At 63.5% G+C, this 17,300-nt stretch carries 11 protein-coding genes and 1 pseudogene; 8 read left to right on the top strand and 4 right to left on the bottom strand.

The window, feature by feature from the left end; translation table 11 throughout:
* Positions 1-65 precede the first annotated feature (65 nt).
* The 8 genes and pseudogenes from AC3D25_RS07030 to truB all read left to right on the top strand — a co-directional run bounded on the left by AC3D25_RS07030 (position 66) and on the right by truB (position 11,879).
* On the top strand, positions 66-1,301 hold the full coding sequence (locus AC3D25_RS07030; protein WP_488887713.1) for a pyridoxal phosphate-dependent aminotransferase: 1,236 nt from the start codon (positions 66-68) through the stop codon (positions 1,299-1,301).
* A gap of 515 nt (positions 1,302-1,816) precedes the next feature.
* A pseudogene (gene scpB / locus AC3D25_RS07035) lies at positions 1,817-2,386 on the top strand (SMC-Scp complex subunit ScpB); the annotation flags it as partial.
* A 636-nt stretch (positions 2,387-3,022) separates the two neighbouring features.
* A complete protein-coding gene (rluB, locus tag AC3D25_RS07040) occupies positions 3,023-5,086 on the top strand; it encodes a 23S rRNA pseudouridine(2605) synthase RluB (RefSeq protein WP_488887714.1) in 2,064 nt (687 codons plus the stop codon).
* A gap of 405 nt (positions 5,087-5,491) precedes the next feature.
* A complete protein-coding gene (rimP, locus tag AC3D25_RS07045; RefSeq protein ID WP_488889624.1) occupies positions 5,492-5,947 on the top strand; it encodes a ribosome maturation factor RimP in 456 nt (151 codons plus the stop codon).
* Positions 5,944-7,419 carry a transcription termination factor NusA gene (nusA, locus tag AC3D25_RS07050; RefSeq protein ID WP_488887715.1) on the top strand — a complete coding sequence of 492 codons (1,476 nt, stop codon included), beginning with the start codon at positions 5,944-5,946 and terminating at the stop codon, positions 7,417-7,419. The genes rimP and nusA overlap by 4 nt, the downstream gene beginning before the upstream one ends.
* Positions 7,420-7,512: 93 nt before the next feature.
* Entirely contained in the window at positions 7,513-10,467 is a 2,955-nt protein-coding gene (infB, locus tag AC3D25_RS07055) for a translation initiation factor IF-2 (RefSeq protein ID WP_488887716.1), read from the top strand.
* A gap of 98 nt (positions 10,468-10,565) precedes the next feature.
* Positions 10,566-10,943 carry a 30S ribosome-binding factor RbfA gene (gene rbfA / locus AC3D25_RS07060; protein ID WP_488887717.1) on the top strand — a complete coding sequence of 126 codons (378 nt, stop codon included), beginning with the start codon at positions 10,566-10,568 and terminating at the stop codon, positions 10,941-10,943.
* Positions 10,944-10,946: 3 nt separating this feature from the next.
* Positions 10,947-11,879, top strand: a complete 933-nt coding sequence (gene truB / locus AC3D25_RS07065; RefSeq protein WP_488887718.1) for a tRNA pseudouridine(55) synthase TruB — start codon at positions 10,947-10,949, stop codon at positions 11,877-11,879.
* Between the two features lie 58 nt (positions 11,880-11,937).
* Here truB and AC3D25_RS07070 read toward each other — a convergent pair whose 3' ends face one another.
* From AC3D25_RS07070 to AC3D25_RS07085, 4 genes are all read right to left on the bottom strand, one after another.
* Entirely contained in the window at positions 11,938-13,497 is a 1,560-nt protein-coding gene (locus tag AC3D25_RS07070; RefSeq protein WP_488887719.1) for a DHA2 family efflux MFS transporter permease subunit, read from the bottom strand.
* A 25-nt stretch (positions 13,498-13,522) separates the two neighbouring features.
* A complete protein-coding gene (locus AC3D25_RS07075) occupies positions 13,523-14,764 on the bottom strand; it encodes an EmrA/EmrK family multidrug efflux transporter periplasmic adaptor subunit (protein ID WP_488887720.1) in 1,242 nt (413 codons plus the stop codon).
* Positions 14,765-14,802: 38 nt separating this feature from the next.
* The gene (locus AC3D25_RS07080; RefSeq protein ID WP_488887721.1) at positions 14,803-16,374 is read right to left on the bottom strand and encodes an efflux transporter outer membrane subunit; all 1,572 of its coding nucleotides are present in this window, start codon (positions 16,372-16,374) and stop codon (positions 14,803-14,805) included.
* A gap of 75 nt (positions 16,375-16,449) precedes the next feature.
* Entirely contained in the window at positions 16,450-16,974 is a 525-nt protein-coding gene (locus tag AC3D25_RS07085; protein ID WP_488887722.1) for a MarR family winged helix-turn-helix transcriptional regulator, read from the bottom strand.
* Positions 16,975-17,300 lie beyond the last annotated feature (326 nt).

A 17,300-nucleotide genomic window follows, 5' to 3' on the forward strand; every position in this document is an offset into this window, starting at 1 on the left:
GCCGAATTCCGCGCGCGCTGCATCGACGCGTTAGACTTTTACCTTTTTCGGAATCGGGGCAGGCAATGAGTGAATCGGCAGGCGCAGTGGCGGCGGAATTGCACGCGTTGAACAAAACCCAGGACGCACACGCGCCGAACGCCCGCGACGCGGTGCGCGCGCTCAGGCCGTCGCAGATCCGCGAAGTGGCGAACGCCGGTTTCGGCGTCGACGATATGCTGCCGTTCTGGTTCGGCGAGTCGGACCGCGTGACGCCGCCTTTTATCCGCGATGCCGCGAGCCGGGCGCTCGCCGCCGGCGACACGTTCTACACGCACAATCTCGGCATCGCACCGCTGCGCGAGGCGCTGGCCGGCTACGTGAGCGGGCTGCACGGCGCGACCGCGCCGGACCAGATCGCCGTGACGAGCGCCGGTGTGAACGCGCTGATGCTCGCCGCGCAGCTCGTGACCGGCGCGGGCGACCGCGTGGTCGCGGTGACGCCGCTCTGGCCCAATCTGGTCGAAATTCCGAAAATTCTTGGCGCGCATGTGGAAACAGTCGCGCTCGGTTTTGGTGCGCGCGGCTGGACGCTCGATCTGGACCGCCTTCTCGCCGCGCTCACGCCGGACACGCGGATGCTGATGATCAACTCGCCGAACAACCCGACCGGCTGGGTCATGACGCGCGACGAGCAGCGCGCGGTGCTCGACCATTGCCGCCGTCACGGCATCTGGATCGTCGCCGACGAAGTCTACGAGCGCCTTTACTATGGCGACGACGGCCGCGTCGCGCCGTCGTTTCTCGACTTGGCGAGCCGCGATGAACGCGTGATCGCCGTCAATTCGTTCTCGAAGGCGTGGCTGATGACTGGCTGGCGGCTCGGCTGGCTGGTCGCGCCGACCTCTCTTATGGACGATCTCGGCAAGCTGGTCGAATACAACACATCGTGCGCGCCGTCGTTTGTGCAGCAGGCGGGCATCGCGGCGGTGCGGGACGGCGAGGCGTTCACCCAATCGCTCGTCGCCGATTTGCGCGCGAGCCGCGATCACCTCGTGAACGCGCTGCAGTCGATTCCGGGCGTCGAGGTGCGCGCGCCAGAGGGCGCGATGTACGTGTTCTTTGCGTTGCCGGGGGCGGATCGCAGTCTCGAATTGTGCAAGTCGCTGGTGCGCGAGGTGGGACTCGGGCTGGCCCCCGGGAGCGCGTTCGGCGCGGAAGGCGAGGGCTTTGTGCGCTGGTGCTACGCTTGCGACCCGGCGCGCCTCGATCGCGGCGTCGAGCGGCTGCGCGCCTTTCTGGGCGGACATCGCCGCGCGTAGTGTTCAGCCGGTTGACGGTCGAAATCGTGATCGAAGTCGAGCGTTTGCAGGCGCGTCTCGTCTGCGAGAAAATGCGGACTTCCGCTTCGTCGCAGGCTCGTCCGCGGCCGGTTTTTCGTCTGTCTTTTAGCCGTTTTTCATCTTTACGCACCGATTCTTTTTGCGTAACATGGCGCTCAGTCACGCGCTTCCGCCTTGGAATGCGCCACTCCGACCGGCTGGGATGGTTCGGCGGCCCGCTCGAATCCTCGCATTGCACATTTTGCGCGAGGCGTTCAACAAGAGCCGATCGCTCGATTCGCTTACCCCCCGGCGCGTGCTCCCAATCAATATGCCGATCAAAATCGGGCGAGTGCGTCTGGAGTTTCCGCGTCCCAGTTTCACGTCCGCAGCATCCGCTTTGGCTGCCTGTATCCGCTGAAGTTCGTTACGGTCAGTTGAAATCCGATTGATCCGGCTCATTGACCAGGCTCATTGACCAGGTTCATTGACCACACAGGGTCCGACTTAGCTGCATGAATACCCAAGAGGCGAAGATCGTCCTCGAGACTGCCTTGATCTGCGCGCAAGAGCCCCTGAAACTCGGTGACCTGCGCAAGCTCTTTGCCGACGATATCTCGGCTGACACGGTTCGCACGTTGCTCGACAGTCTGAAGCAGGACTGGTCGGGACGCGGCGTGGAACTCGTCGCGCTGGCGTCGGGATGGCGATTTCAAAGCAAGCCCGCGATGCGGGGTTATCTCGAACGTTTGCACCCCGAAAAGCCGCCGAAATACTCGCGCGCCGTGCTCGAAACGCTCGCGATCATTGCCTATCGGCAGCCGGTGACGCGCGGCGATATCGAGGAAATTCGCGGTGTGACCGTGAATACGGAAGTGGTCAAGAAACTTGAGGATCGTGGCTGGATCGAGGTGATTGGTCATCGCGACGTGCCGGGCCGACCGGCGCTGTATGCCACGACCAAACAGTTTCTCGACGACCTCGGGCTGACCGCGCTCGACGAACTGCCCGCACTCGACAACCCGTCCGCGCAATTCGAGGCGGCGCTCCTCGCGCAGCATTCGATCGAGTTTCCGGACGGCGACGCCGCGGCGACCATTGCGGCTGCGCGCGAGAGTATCGGGATCGTCGACGAAACAGCGAATACGGAAGCCGGATTTACGGAACTTGACGCGAGCGGGGAACCCGCCGAGCCGATCGAAGTCCACGCGGAAGGGGCATCGCGCGAAGCGGATGCGGACAACGAAGCGCCGGCCGAAGCGAACGGTCCGGCAGTATCGCCGGATGCGACGGATGCGCCTGTTATATCGGAAGCCGAAGCCGATGTCGATGTCGATGTCGAAGCCGAAGCCGAAGCCGATGCCGGCAAGCCGGAACAAAGCGAACCGGAAGCTGGCCCGTTGACCGACGAAGAAATCCGCGAGCAAACCGCGCGGCGCGCTTGAAACGCAAACTGCGCGGCGCACCCGATACGCGCCCGAATTAGCAAGCCCAGGCCGGTTCGCATTCGACCGTGCCCACGATTCATTGGAACTTCCGGCGCGGCCGGCCAATCCCGGCTCGTAAATAGTCGGGCAGACGCCCAGTAAAGGCCGGGGATATCCCGGTAGAAGCCCGGTTACGCCCAGTTGAGGCCCGGCCGGCATGATCGGCCGAGCACATCAGTCGAAATTTTTGACGCGTCCGCGACGGACGCGTGTCCCGACACATTTGAGGTTGTTTTGACACATTCCCACGACAGCGATTCGCCCGATGCCGGCCGCCCCGATGCCGATCGCGCCGATGCCGGCCGCGCCGATGCCGGCCGCTCCAATGCGGGCCGCCCCGATGCCGGCCGCCCCGATACCGGCCGTTCCGAATCCGAGCGCCCCGCGCGTGCCGCGGACGCGCAGGCTTCAGCCGACAACGCCGAGCGCGCCCGCAGCGACGATTCCGTCGACGACGACGGACGTCCGCGCCGCGGCTTGCGTCGCGGGCCGCGCAGCCTGATCGCGCGACGCCGCGCGGTCGCCAAGACGAAGGGTGGCGAAGGTGCGCCTCCGGCGACCGGCGCGGTGACGGAAGCGCCGCCGGATGGCGTCGTGGCCGCTCAGGTGCGCATGCCGCGCAAGGACGCAGGCGCGAAGAGTCCGCGAGGCCCTCGCAATCCGGGCGCGAAGCGCGAGGGTAATCGGGAAGGTAATCGAGAGGGCAATCGCGACGGCAGCCGCGACGGCGCCCGCGCAGGCAGCCGCGACGGCGCACCGCGCGAGCAGAACCGCGAAGGCGCCCGCCGCCAGGGTCCGCGCGACGGCCAGCCGCAAAAGCGCACGAAACGCGACGACGCAGCAGCCGTATCCGCCGAACCGCGAAACACGGCGGCAGCATCGGGTGAAGACGACGTGTTCGCCTACGTGACCTCGCCCTCGTTCGACGCGGACAATGGCGCCGATGCCGCCCGCGCGCCGATGTTGCGCCGTGGCCGGGGCGCTGCGCCGCAAAAACGCGTTCTGGAACCGGACGACGACGCGCCGAAGCTCCATAAGGTGCTCGCCGAAGCAGGCATGGGATCGCGCCGCGACATGGAAGAGCTGATTATCGCGGGCCGGGTCTCGGTGAACGGCGAGCCGGCGCATATCGGCCAGCGCATCATGCCGACCGACCAGGTCCGCATCAACGGCAAGCCGGTCAAGCGCAAGCTGTCGAGCAAGCCGCCGCGCATCCTGATTTATCACAAGCCGACGGGCGAAATCGTCAGTCACGCCGATCCGGAAGGCCGTCCGTCCGTGTTCGACAACCTTCCGCCGATGAAAACCGCAAAGTGGCTCGCGGTCGGCCGCCTCGACTTCAACACCGAAGGCCTGTTGCTTCTGACCACCTCCGGCGATCTCGCCAACCGGTTCATGCATCCGCGCTACAGCGTGGAGCGCGAATACGCGGTGCGGGTGGTCGGCGAACTGGCCGAAGGGATGCGCCAGAAGTTGCTGAAAGGCGTCGAACTCGACGACGGCCCGGCGAACTTCCTGCGGATTCGCGACGGCGGCGGCGAAGGCACGAATCACTGGTATCACGTCGCGCTGGCCGAAGGGCGTAATCGCGAGGTGCGCCGCATGTTCGAGGCGGCCGGGCTGATGGTGAGCCGGCTGATCCGTACGCGTCACGGCCCGATCGCGTTGCCAAAGGGCCTGAAGCGCGGCCGCTGGGAAGAACTTGAAGACAATGCGGTGCGCGATCTGCTGGGATCGGTCGGGCTTAAAGCGCCCGCCGAGGAAAAGGGCGGTCGCGGCAGCGCGCCGCAGCGAATCCAGCCGGATCCGATGCAAACGTCGATGGGCATCATCACGCGTGAACCGGTGCTGAGTTCGCATCTGCGCATGACGCAAACGCCGACGCGCGGCGGTCCCGCCGGCGGGCGACGCGGCGCGCCGGGCGGTTTCGGTGGCAACGCTGGCGGCTTCGGTAACAACGCGGGCGGCGGTTATGGCGCCCGCGGCGGCCGGGGTGATCGGGCTGAGCGGGGCGAGCGCGGTGAGCCGAATGGCAACCGCGCGGGCGGCGAGCCGAACGGCAATCGTGCGGGCAATGGACGTCCGGGCGGCGCGGGTCCGCGCGGCCCGCGTCCGCAAGGCGCCGGTTCTGGCGCGCCGGGCAAGCGCGCGGCGAATCCGGGCGGCTCGCGCATGGGCGGCCGACAAGGATCGCCGGGCGGTGGGCAGGGCAAGGGCGGAAACGCGGGTAACGCGAGCGGTGGCGCGGCTCGCGGCGGCGCGCGCCCCGCACCGCGCAACCGGACGCGAGGCCGCTGAACGAACTTGAAAATGCGCGCGACGCGGGCGGCGGCGCGCATTTTTAGCGTCCTGCCGGCGTTCGACCGACGCGTGATCGGCAACTGTCCGGCACGCAACCGGCGATATTGGTCGAATGCGCCGGACGCGTTACTCGACAACGGCGAACGTCGCTGTAATGGCCGTTATCGGGGTCGTTTCGTTTGCGTTTATCCCGAAAAATGGCTAAAATTACGAAGTCGCTGGGCACGCAATATGGATCACCGCCCGGGTGCGACCTTGGCTAGCAGTTAGAAGATGGGCATTGCGCCCATTTTTTTTTGGGTCTTCGGTTCAGCATCCTGGGCAGTAAAACTGCGCGCCGGCTTGAGGCGCGGCCCGCAGGTGTTCGGCGTGGAGCTCGCGCGCGAACATCTTGGAGGCACTGTGCAACTGACGGAAATCATAGAAACCACGGTTTCGGGACTTGGCTACGAACTCGTCGATATCGAGCGGCCAGCCGGTCTGCTGCGCATTTCAATCGACCAGCCGGCCGGCATCGCAATCGAAGATTGCGAAAAAGTCACACGTCAGCTTCAGTATTTGTTCGAGGTCGAAAATATCGATTACGAACGGCTTGAAGTTTCATCGCCGGGGCTCGACCGACCGCTGAAGAAACTGGCCGACTTCGAACGCTTCGCGGGCAGCGAGGCAGTTATCACATTGAAAAAGCCGCTGGACGGGCGCAAGTCGTACCGTGGCATCGTGCATGCTCCGAACGGCGAGGCAATCGGTTTGGAATTCGAAGGGAAGGACGGCGCTGCGATGCTCGATTTCACGCTCGCAGACCTCGATAAAGCACGTCTCGTCCCCAAAGTTGACTTTAGGAGCCGCAAACAATGAGTCGCGAAGTTTTGATGCTGGCGGATGCGCTGGCGCGCGAAAAGAACGTCAACAAGGACGTGGTGTACGCAGCGCTGGAAGCGGCGCTCGCTTCGGCAACGAAAAAGCTGTTCGAGGAAGACGTCGATATCCGCGTCGCGATCGACCGTGAAAGCGGCGAGCATGAAACCTTCCGCCGCTGGCGCGTGGTGCCGGACGAGGCCGGACTGCAGGAGCCGGATCAGGAAATCCTGCTGTTCGAAGCGAAGGAAGACAAGCCCGACGCGGAAATCGACGACTACATCGAACAACCGATCCCGTCGATCGAGTTCGGCCGTATCGGTGCGCAGGCTGCGAAGCAGGTGATTCTTCAGAAGGTTCGCGACGCTGAGCGCGAGCAGATCCTGAACGACTTCCTGGAGCGCGGCGAAAAGATCATGACGGGCGCGGTCAAGCGTCTGGATAAGGGTAATTTCATCGTCGAATCGGGTCGCGTGGAAGCGCTTTTGCGCCGCGATCAATTGATTCCGAAGGAAAACCTGCGAGTCGGCGACCGTGTTCGCGCTTATATCGCGAAGGTCGATCGCACCGCGCGCGGCCCGCAGATCGAACTCTCGCGCACTGCGCCCGAGTTCCTGATGAAGCTGTTCGAAATGGAAGTGCCTGAAATCGAGCAGGGCCTGCTCGAAATCAAGGCGGCTGCGCGCGATCCTGGCGTGCGTGCGAAAATAGGGGTGATTGCTTACGACAAGCGTATTGATCCGATCGGTACGTGCGTCGGCATTCGCGGTTCGCGCGTTCAGGCGGTGCGAAACGAGCTCGGTGGCGAGAACGTGGACATCGTGTTATGGTCCGAAGATCCCGCCCAGTTCGTGATCGGCGCGCTCGCGCCGGCTGCCGTACAGTCGATTGTCGTCGATGAAGAAAAGCATTCGATGGACGTCGTCGTGGACGAGAACGAACTCGCGGTCGCGATCGGCCGTAGCGGTCAGAACGTCCGCCTTGCCAGCGAACTCACCGGCTGGCAGATCAACATCATGACGCCGGATGAATCCGCGCTGAAGCAGAACGAGGAGCGCGGCACGCTGCGTGGCCTGTTCATGGCGCGACTCGACGTCGATGAAGAAGTGGCCGACATCCTGATCGACGAGGGCTTTACGAGCCTCGAAGAGATCGCGTATGTGCCGCTCAATGAAATGCTCGAAATCGAAGCCTTCGATGAAGACACCGTTCACGAACTGCGTAACCGTTCGCGCGACGCGCTGCTCACGATGGCGATCGCCAATGAAGAGAAGGTCGAGGGCGTAGCGCTCGACTTGAAGAGCCTCGAAGGTATGACCGACGAGTTGTACGCGAAGCTCGCAGAACACCAGATCCAGACGCGCGACGAACTCGCCGAGCTGGCTGTGGATGAGCTGGTCGAAATGACCAGCGTTGACGAGGATGCCGCTAAGGCGTTGATCATGAAAGCACGTGAACACTGGTTCCAGTGAGAAATGACCATGGCGCACTGATATATCGCGGCCAGTTCGGCCGCATGACCCCGATCTAACAGCAAGGTTGCGACCTTGCATCAAGAGGAATGAATGGCGAGTAACAACGTAGCCCAATTTGCCGCGGAACTCAAAATGCCTGCGGGCGTCCTGCTCGAGCAGTTGCAGGCGGCTGGCGTCCAAAAAGCGAGCGCTGACGACGACCTGTCCGAGATGGACAAGTCGCGTCTGCTCGAGCATTTGCGCAAGTCGCACGGTTCCTCCGATGCCGACAAGCGCAAGATCACTTTGACCCGCCGGCATACGTCGGAAATCAAGCAGTCCGACTCTACGGGTAAAGCTCGCACCATTCAGGTCGAGGTGCGCAAGAAGCGTGTCTTCATGAAGCGTGATGAATCGGGCGCCGAACAGGTGGTCGAAGGCAATCACGTCGACGACGAAGTCGACGAAGCCGAATTGCAACGTCGCGAGGAAGAAGCGCGTCACGCGGCCGAGCTCTTGGAAAAGGAAGCGCAGGAGCTGAAGGAACGCCAGGAGCGCCTCGAACGCGAAGAGGCGGAGCGCGCGGCGCGTGAAGCGGCTGCTGAAGCCGAGCGACGCAAGGCCGAGGAAGAAGCGGCTAGGCGCGCAGCGGCGCAAGCCGAAGCGGCGGAAGTGTCGCGCGCGGCCAATACGGCGCGTCAGGAACAGCGTACCGAAGCCAAAGCAGAGAAGAAGGCTGAAGAACCCGCGAAGGCCGACACCGCCGACCAGCAGGTCGAAGCGAAGGCGGCTGCCGAGCGCGCCGCGCAACGCGAAGCGGCGAAGAAGGCCGAAGACGCGGCACGCGCCGCGACGGAAAAGGCTCGCGCCGAGCAGGAACAGATCGCGAAGCGTCGTGCGGCGGCTGAAGCCGAAGCGCGTGCTATCCGCGAAATGATGAATACGCCGCGCAAGGCGCAGCAGGCAAAGCCGGCCGAGCCGGCGCCTGTCGCCAAGCCGGTCGAAGCGGCCAAGGCTGCCGAAGCCAAGGGCACGCTGCACAAGCCGGCGCGTCCGGAAGGCTCCGTTGCGCGCCCGGCAGCGGCGAAGAAGCCGGCTGCAGGCGCAGCGGCACCGGCGGCTCCGTCGTCGCCGGACAAGAAGAAAGCCGGCGGCAAGAGCAGCTGGCAGGACGACGCAGCGAAGCGCCGCGGGATCAAGACGCGCGGCGATTCGAGCGGCGGTGTCGATCGCGGCTGGCGCGGCGGTCCGAAGGGTCGCGGCAAGCATCAGGAACAAACCACGTTCCAGGCGCCGACCGAACCGATCGTGCGTGAAGTGCATGTGCCGGAAACCGTTTCGGTTGCCGATCTGGCGCACAAGATGTCGGTGAAGGCTTCGGAAGTCATCAAGGTGATGATGAAGCTCGGCCAGATGGTGACGATCAACCAGGTGCTGGACCAGGAAACGGCGATGATCATCGTCGAGGAACTGGGCCATAGCGCGGTGGCAGCCAAGCTGGACGATCCGGAAGCGTTGCTGTCCGAAGGCGAAACGCAGGAAGAAGTGGGCGAACGCCTGCCGCGTCCGCCGGTCGTTACCGTCATGGGTCACGTCGACCACGGCAAGACCTCGCTGCTCGACTACATCCGGACCGCGAAGGTCGCGGCGGGCGAAGCGGGCGGGATCACGCAGCACATCGGCGCGTATCACGTCGATACGCCGCGTGGCGTGATTACGTTCCTCGACACGCCGGGTCACGAGGCCTTTACGGCCATGCGTGCCCGCGGTGCAAAGGCGACGGACATCGTGATTCTGGTGGTCGCAGCCGACGACGGCGTGATGCCGCAAACGAAGGAAGCCATCGCTCACGCGAAGGCCGGCGGCGTGCCGATCGTCGTCGCGATCAACAAGATCGACAAGCCGGGTGCGAATTCCGAGCGCGTGAAGCAGGAACTCGTGGCGGAAGGCGTCGTGCCGGAAGAGTACGGCGGTGACTCGCCGTTCGTCGAAGTGTCGGCGAAGACGGGGCAGGGAATCGAAAACCTGCTCGAAAACCTCTCGCTCCAGGCCGAAGTGCTGGAACTGAAGGCACCGGTCGATGCACCGGCGAAGGGTCTCGTGATCGAAGCGAAGCTCGACAAGGGCAAGGGTCCGGTCGCGACCATCCTGGTAACGTCGGGTACGCTCAATCGCGGCGATGTCGTGCTCGCCGGCAGTGCCTACGGCCGTGTCCGTGCGATGCTCGACGAAACCGGCAAGCCGACCAAGTCAGCCGGCCCGTCGATTCCGGTCGAAATTCAGGGTCTGTCGGAAGTGCCGGGCGCGGGCGAAGAAGTCATCGTGTTGCCGGATGAGCGCAAGGCGCGTGAAATCGCCCTGTTCCGTCAAGGCAAGTTCCGCGACGTCAAACTGGCGAAGCAGCAGGCCGCGAAGCTCGAAAACATGCTCGAGCAGATGGCAGAAGGCGAAGTTCAAAACCTTCCGCTTATCGTCAAGGCCGACGTGCAAGGTTCGCAGGAAGCGCTGGTGCAGTCGCTGCAAAAGCTTTCGACCAACGAAGTGCGCGTGCAGATCGTGCACAGCGCGGTCGGCGCGATCAGCGAGTCGGACGTCAATCTGGCAACGGCATCGAAGGCGGTCATCATCGGCTTCAACACGCGTGCGGATGCTCAGGCGCGTAAGGTGGCCGAGAACAACGGCATCGACATTCGCTACTACAACATCATCTATGACGCCGTGGATGAGGTGAAGGCAGCAATGTCCGGCATGCTCGCGCCGGAGAAGCGTGAAGTCGTGACGGGTACGGTCGAAGTGCGCCAGGTGATCCGCGTGCCGAAGATCGGTTTGATCGCGGGTTGTATGGTGACCGACGGCGCGGTCAAACGCACCTCCTCGGTGCGCGTGCTTCGCAATAACGTGGTCATCCACACCGGCGAAATCGACTCGCTCAAGCGCTTCAAGGACGACGCGAAGGAAGTGCGTCAGGGCTTCGAATGCGGTATGTCGCTCAAGAACTTCAACGATATCGAAGAAGGCGACCAGTTCGAAATCTTCGAAGTCACGGAAGTGGCGCGTACGCTGTAAGGTTGCCCGCCGTTTGAACGAAAGGCGGAGCGGGCTATTCAGGCCCGCTCCGCTTTTTGCTTTTCAGGGCCGGCGCAACACTCAATATCGGAAATATCATGGCTAAGAAACGTACTTCCCCCAATCGCAACGTGCAGATCGCGGATCAGATTCAACGCGATTTGTCCGAGTTGCTGCGCGAGGTCAAGGACCCGCGTATCGGCATGGTGACGATCCAGAGCGTCGAACTGACGCCGGATTACGCGCACGCGAAAATTTACTTCACGACGCTGACCGGCGACCCGACGGCGACGCAGGAAGGTCTGAATCACGCCGCGGGCCATCTGCATAACCTGCTGTTCAAGCGCCTGCATATCCACACGGTGCCGACGCTGCATTTCCACTACGATCAGACCATCGAACGCGCGGTCGAAATGTCGAAGCTGATCGACGAAGCGAACGCGACGCGGGCGAAGGACGACGAAGAAGGCGTTTGATCGATGAAAGCTCCTGCACGGCCCAAGATTCCCCGGCGCGCGCTCGACGGCGTACTGCTGCTCGACAAGCCGCTCGGGCTGTCCAGTAACGACGCGCTGATCCGCGCGAAGCGGCTGTTCACGGCGAAGAAGGCGGGCCATACCGGCACGCTCGATCCGCTCGCGACGGGCCTCTTGCCGCTCTGCTTTGGCGAAGCGACCAAGTTTTCGCAGGATCTGCTCGAAGCGGATAAAACCTACGAGGCGACGATGCGTCTCGGCGTGCGCACGACGACGGGCGACGCCGAAGGCGAAGCCATCGACACGCGCGACGTGACCTGCGACGAAGCAGCGATCCACGCCGCCGTAGCCCGTTTTCGCGGTGCAATCACGCAAGTTCCGCCGATGTACTCCGCGCTCAAGCGCGACGGCAAGCCGCTTTACGAATACGCGCGCGCCGGTCAGACGGTCGAGCGCGAAGGGCGGCAAGTGACGATTCACGCGCTGGAGGTGATTGCATGCGCGTTGCCGGATGTCGCATTCCGCGTGACTTGCAGCAAGGGCACCTACGTGCGTACGCTGGCCGAGGATATCGGCGAGACGCTCGGTTGCGGCGCGCATCTGGTGGCGTTGCGCCGCACGGGTGTCGGCGAATTGACGCTTGAAAACGCCGTGACGCTCGATGCGTTGAACGACGCGCCGCAGGACGAGCGCGACGGCTGGCTGCAACCGGTCGATGCGTTGTTATCGACGTTTCCCGCCGTGCATCTCGATGCTGACGCGACGCGTCGCTTTTTGCACGGACAGCGGTTGAAGCTGTCGGAGATATCGGCCGCGTCGGTCGAAGACGGGCGTCTTCGCGTGTATTCGGATGAAAACCGGCTGCTCGGCGTGGCGAAAGCGGGTGAAGGCGTGCTCGCGCCGGAGCGCTTGGTCGTGACCGCGGCGAACGCCTGAATCCAGGCGCATCCGCCCAGAAAAAAAGCCCGGAATTCGAAAATTCCGGGCTTTTTTATTAATGCGCGGCCGATGCCGCCGCCGCCGAATCGCCGCCGCCCGAACGCTCGGGCTTCGTGATCCAGATCAGCGCGATCAGCGCGACGAAAATCCCCGCCGACAAATAGAACAGATCGTTCACGCCCAACTGCGCGGCTTGCTGCGTCGCCATGCTGTTGAACATGCCGTAAGCCTGCGACTGATCGAAGCCAGCGGCGCCCATCTGATGAATCGAATTGCCGAACGTCGGGTTGTATGCGTTCGCCTGCTCGACGAGTTGCGCGTGATGCACGATGGACCGGTGTTCCCACGCCGTCGAAAAAATCGACGTGCCGATACCGCCGCACATGATCCGCACGAAATTCGACAATCCCGACGCCGCCGGAATCCGGCTTCCCGGCAGGCCTGACAGCGTGATCGAGACGAGCGGGATAAAGAATCCCGCCATGCCGATGCCCTGGATCAGCGTGGGCATCATCAGCGAGAACGTGTCGACGCCGGTCGTGTAGCGCGAGCGCATCCAGAAGCACAGCGCGAACACGAGGAACGCGGCGGTCGCGATCTTGCGCGGGTCCGTGCGCGGCAGGAATTTGCCGGTGACGGGCGAGAGCAGGATCGCGAATACGCCGACCGGCGCCATCACGAGACCGGCGTCGGTGGCCGTATAGCCGATGTCCGTTTGCAGCCACAGCGGCAGCAGCACGAGATTGCCGAAGTAAAGCCCGTAGCCGATAGACAGCGCGACCGTGCCGCCGGTGAAATTACGCAGCTTGAAGAGCGACAGATCGACCACCGGATGTTCCGCCGTCAGTTCCCAGACGATAAAGAACGCGAGCGCGATCACCGCGACCAGCGTCAGCACGACGATTGTGGTCGAGTTGAACCAGTCGAGATCCTTGCCCTTGTCGAGCATGATCTGCAGCGAGCCGACCCAGATCACCAGCAGCGCGAGGCCGACGGTGTCGATGGGCGCGCGGCGAATGACCGAATCGCGTTCGCGGAAGATCGCGAACGTGGCGGTCGCCGCCGCGATGCCGACGGGAATGTTGACGTAGAAAATCCACGGCCACGAGATGTTGTCGGAGATCCAGCCGCCGAGAATCGGCCCCGCGACCGGCGCGATCAGCGTGGTCATCGACCACATCGAAAGCGCCATCGGCGCCTTCGCGCGCGGATAACTCGCGAGCAGTAGCGTTTGCGAGAGCGGGATCATCGGGCCGGCAACCGCGCCTTGCAACACGCGCGCGGCGAGCAGAAAGGGCAGCGTCGGCGCGAGGCCGCAAAGCCACGACGCGATCACGAACAGCACGATCGAGCTCATGAACAAGCGGACCTGGCCGAAGCGCTGCGTGAGCCAGCCAGTCAGCGGCACCGAGATTGCATTGGCGACCGCGAACGACGTGATGACCCACGTTCCCTGGTCGGACGCCACGCCGAGATCGCCGGAAATCGACGGAATCGACACGTTGGCGATCGACGTGTCGAGCACATTCATGAACACCGCGAGCGAAACGGCGATCGTACCGATCACCAGCTTCGCGCCTTCCAGCGGCGGATGAACGCCGTTTACCTGAGACATGTAAAGAACCTTTGGACGTCGACGCTTACATCAGCTTCGAGGCAGCTGGCTTCGTCGTGCCCGACATCTTTTGCGGCGCGCCGCTACCGTTGCCCGTGCCGCTGCCCGCATTCGCTTCGATCACGCGCTGAATTTCCGCGTCGGCTTCGTCGCCATACTTCTCGAACACGTTGGTCTGATAAACCGTGTTCTGCGCCTGGCCGAGCTGACCGCCGTCTTCGTTCTTGATGGTGACGTCGGCGTTCATCGAGAGGCCGATACGCAGCGGGTGCTTTTCGAGTTCCTGCGGATCGAGCTGGACGCGCACCGGCAGACGCTGTACGACCTTGATCCAGTTACCCGTCGCGTTTTGCGCCGGCAAGAGCGAAAAGGCCGAGCCCGTACCCGCCGAGAAGCCGATCACCTTGCCATGGAACACGACGCCCGAGCCGTAGACATCGGCGGTCAGTTCGACCGGCTGGCCGATCCGCATGTGCTTCAACTGCACTTCCTTGAAGTTTGCATCGACCCAGACGGCGTTCAGCGGCACGATCGCCATCAGCGGATTGCCCGGCGAAACGCGCTGGCCGACCTGCACCGAGCGCTTCGCGACATAACCCGTCACCGGCGCGGGCAAGTTATTGCGCGCGTAGTTGATATACGAGTCGCGAACCTTCGCGGCCGCGGCCAGAACGTTCGGATGCTTGGCGATCGTCGTGTTCGCGGTCAACGAACGGTTCGACGCGAGTTCCTGCTGCGCGGCGTCGAGCGACGCCTGCGCGCCGCGCACCGCGTCCTTCGCGTGCGAAATTTCTTCCAGCGACACAGCGCCGGTCTGCGCCACCGTCATACGGCGGCGCAGATCGTCCTGCGCGCGGGCGAGATCGGATTTGCGCAGCGCAACTTGCGCTTCGTACTGGTTGTTGTTCACGAACAGCGTACGAACCTGGCGCACGGTCTGCGCGAGATTCGCTTCGGCCTGATCGAGCGCGACCTTCGAGTCGGCGGGATCGAGCACGACGAGCGGATCGCCCGCTTTCACCGTCTGCGTGTCGTCGGCGTTGACCGAGATCACCGTGCCGACCACTTGCGGCGTGATCTGCACGACGTTGCCGTTCACGTAGGCGTCGTCGGTGCTTTCGTGGAAGCGCGCGATCGTGAAGTAATAGAAGCCGTACGCGACGGCGGCGATCAGGATGACGAGCACGATCAGCGTCATCAGCGTTCGGCGTTTGCCGCTATTGGTCTTCGGCGCGCTCGCGGCGGCGTTTTGTTGAGGGTCGCTCATGGATGGCTCCGGGTTCTGTCTTGTGTTGTTGCGTGTTTTTAGTTGGCGGCTTTCTGGGCGACCGTCGTCGACGGCGCCTGGATCGCGTTCTGGCTCTGATTCTGGGTCGCGTCGGCGGCTTTCTGGCCGCTGCCGTCGATGGCGAGATTCGTGGTCGTTGCGTCGAAACCGCCGCCGAGCGCCTTGATGAGGCCGATCTGGAGATCGGCGCGGCGCATCCGCAGATTCGTGACGGTTTGCTCGTTCGCGAGCCGGTTTTCATCCGCCGACAACACCTGCAATTGCGGCGACAAACCGGCCTTGTAGCGGATCACGGCCAGATCGTAGGCGTGGCTCGCGGCGTCGAGCGCGCGCTCGGCATCCACCGTCTGCTTGTCGAGCGAGCGGATCGAGGCGATTTGCGTCGCGACGTCGTTCAGCGCGTTGATCAGCGTCTGGTTGTAGTTCGCCACGTCGAGATCGAAGTCGGCGTAGCGGCTCTTCAACTGGGCACGCAGCGCGCCGGCATCGAAAATTGGCAGATGAATGGCCGGCCCCGCGTTGATCTGACGGCTGCCGGCGGTCAGGAATTTGCCCCAGCCGAACGCGTCGAAGCCGAAACCGGCCGCGAGATTGATGTCCGGGAAGAACTCGGCCTTCGCTTCCTTGATATTGTGCGTCGTCGCCTCGACTTGCCAGCGCGCGGCCACGATATCCGGGCGGCGCGCGACGAGATCGGCCGGCACGTTGTCGGGAATGGCGATATTCGCCTTCGCTGTCAGCGTCGGCTTGGCGATCTGCAGCCCGCGATCCGGACCTTTGCCGAGCAGCGCGCCCAACTGGTAGCGCACGGCCGTGATCTGGCCGTCGAGTTCGGTGAGGCTCGACTGGCTCGTCGCCACGTTACCTTCGGCCGTGCGGCGCTCGACGTTCGTATCGAGACCGGCGATCACGCGCCCGTTCGTGATCCGTCCGACATCCGCGCGGTTCGCGATCTCGCGCGCGGCGACGTCGCGCAGCGCGTAGAGCGTCGCGAGCTGGTTATACGTGCGCGCAACCGACGCCGCGAGCGTGACACGCGCTTGCTGCATGTCGGCCTCGGCCGCCTTTTCCTGCGACACCGCCATATTCAGGCGCGAGCGGTTTTTGCCCCACAAATCGAGATCCCACGACGCGCTCACGAGCGCGTTGTTCTCGCTGAACCATGTGCCGCCGTAGGGCGGCGGGAAGAGGGCGTTGCCCGAGTAAAGCTCGCGGGTCCACGAATACGACCCGTTCACCTTCGGATAAAGCGACGAACGCGACGTCTCGATATACGACGACGCCTTCGCGATCCGCGCTTGCGCCTGCGCGATCGACGGGCTGCCATCGAGCGCTTCGGCGATCAGTTGCGGCAGTTGCGGATCGCCGAATTGTGTCGCCCAGTCGAGCGTCGGCCACTGGCCGGCCTCGGCGGGCACGCTCTGCGCGCTCTCGAAGCTCTGCGCCTCGGCCAGCTGCTTGTCGCTTTTGATTCCGGCGTAGTTCGCGCAGCCCGCCATCGCGATCGCGGCCACGGCCGCCGCGACGGCGAGCGCGCCGCGCGTACGGGTGAGCGCAATGGCTGGCGCGGACATGGAAAGGTATTTCATCGCTCGGCTCTTAATATTGGATGTAAATATGGACGCTGCAACTAATTTCTTTCAGTTTAATAACGTAGATGCTTGTCATCGCACGGGTGCAGATGGCGCTTTTTCCGGGCCTCCGCCGCACAACAGGATGGTGGCCTGATCGCCGGAATTGACCAGCACGCGGCGCAGCAGACTCTTTAGAAATCCCACTTCCTCCGGCGAAAACCCATTCAGCATTTTGTCGAGAACGCGCTTGAAGATAGCGGGAATCTGCTCGGCGAGCGCATAACCCTCGGGCGTCAGCGCGAGCCGCACGACCCGCCGGTCTTCCTCGCTGCGCACGCGCGAGAGCAGGCCGCGCTTTTCCAGCCGGTCGATAAGCCGCGTGACCGCGCTTGCATCGATCCCGTATTCGCGCGCCAGGTCGGCCGAAGTCGTGCCACGGCCGGCCGCGAGCATGAAGACGATGCTCGCCTGCGTCCCCGTGATGCCGAGTTCGGACGACGTATGCTGCGTCATCTCGTTCCACATGGTGGAGCGCACCCGGCTCAATAGATAGCCGACGCTCTCGGATAGCTGGTAATCAGCAATGCCGGAAGAAGGAGTAGGGGCGTCGGACATGGATTCTCGTGCGATTGCAATAGTTGACTAGGCAGGATTATAGGTGCGCGTCTTTGCCGCAGCAAGGGGTTTAGGAGAACGCTTAAAAGTTCACGAACGTACGGAATCGTCTGTTTGTAGCGACTGTTGCGTTGTTATTTTGAGAAAAGTCTTATGGCGATGCGCCGAATTGCCCGGCTGGCTTGGGTTTGCGGCGGGTTGCACTTGCGGGTTATGTCCTATTGCCAGATCGCGACATATCTACGTGCTATAATTTCAGGTTCCCATCGCGCCGACTGCCGGGACCAATGCCGGGACCAATTGTGGATCCAGCCGCTAAAACCGAG

It is taken from the genome of Caballeronia sp. SL1002 (assembly GCF_057814995.1).

Excerpts from the sequence above, each read along its gene's own strand:
- AC3D25_RS07030 (WP_488887713.1), top strand. The coding sequence starts at position 66 with ATGAGTGAATCGGCAGGCGCAGTGGCGGCGGAATTGCACGCGTTGAAC.
- nusA (WP_488887715.1), top strand. The coding sequence starts at position 5,944 with ATGAGTCGCGAAGTTTTGATGCTGGCGGATGCGCTGGCGCGCGAAAAG.
- infB (WP_488887716.1), top strand. The coding sequence starts at position 7,513 with ATGGCGAGTAACAACGTAGCCCAATTTGCCGCGGAACTCAAAATGCCT.
- rbfA (WP_488887717.1), top strand. The coding sequence starts at position 10,566 with ATGGCTAAGAAACGTACTTCCCCCAATCGCAACGTGCAGATCGCGGAT.
- truB (WP_488887718.1), top strand. The coding sequence starts at position 10,947 with ATGAAAGCTCCTGCACGGCCCAAGATTCCCCGGCGCGCGCTCGACGGC.
- AC3D25_RS07070 (WP_488887719.1), bottom strand. The coding sequence starts at position 13,497 with ATGTCTCAGGTAAACGGCGTTCATCCGCCGCTGGAAGGCGCGAAGCTG.
- AC3D25_RS07075 (WP_488887720.1), bottom strand. The coding sequence starts at position 14,764 with ATGAGCGACCCTCAACAAAACGCCGCCGCGAGCGCGCCGAAGACCAAT.
- AC3D25_RS07080 (WP_488887721.1), bottom strand. The coding sequence starts at position 16,374 with ATGAAATACCTTTCCATGTCCGCGCCAGCCATTGCGCTCACCCGTACG.
- AC3D25_RS07085 (WP_488887722.1), bottom strand. The coding sequence starts at position 16,974 with ATGTCCGACGCCCCTACTCCTTCTTCCGGCATTGCTGATTACCAGCTA.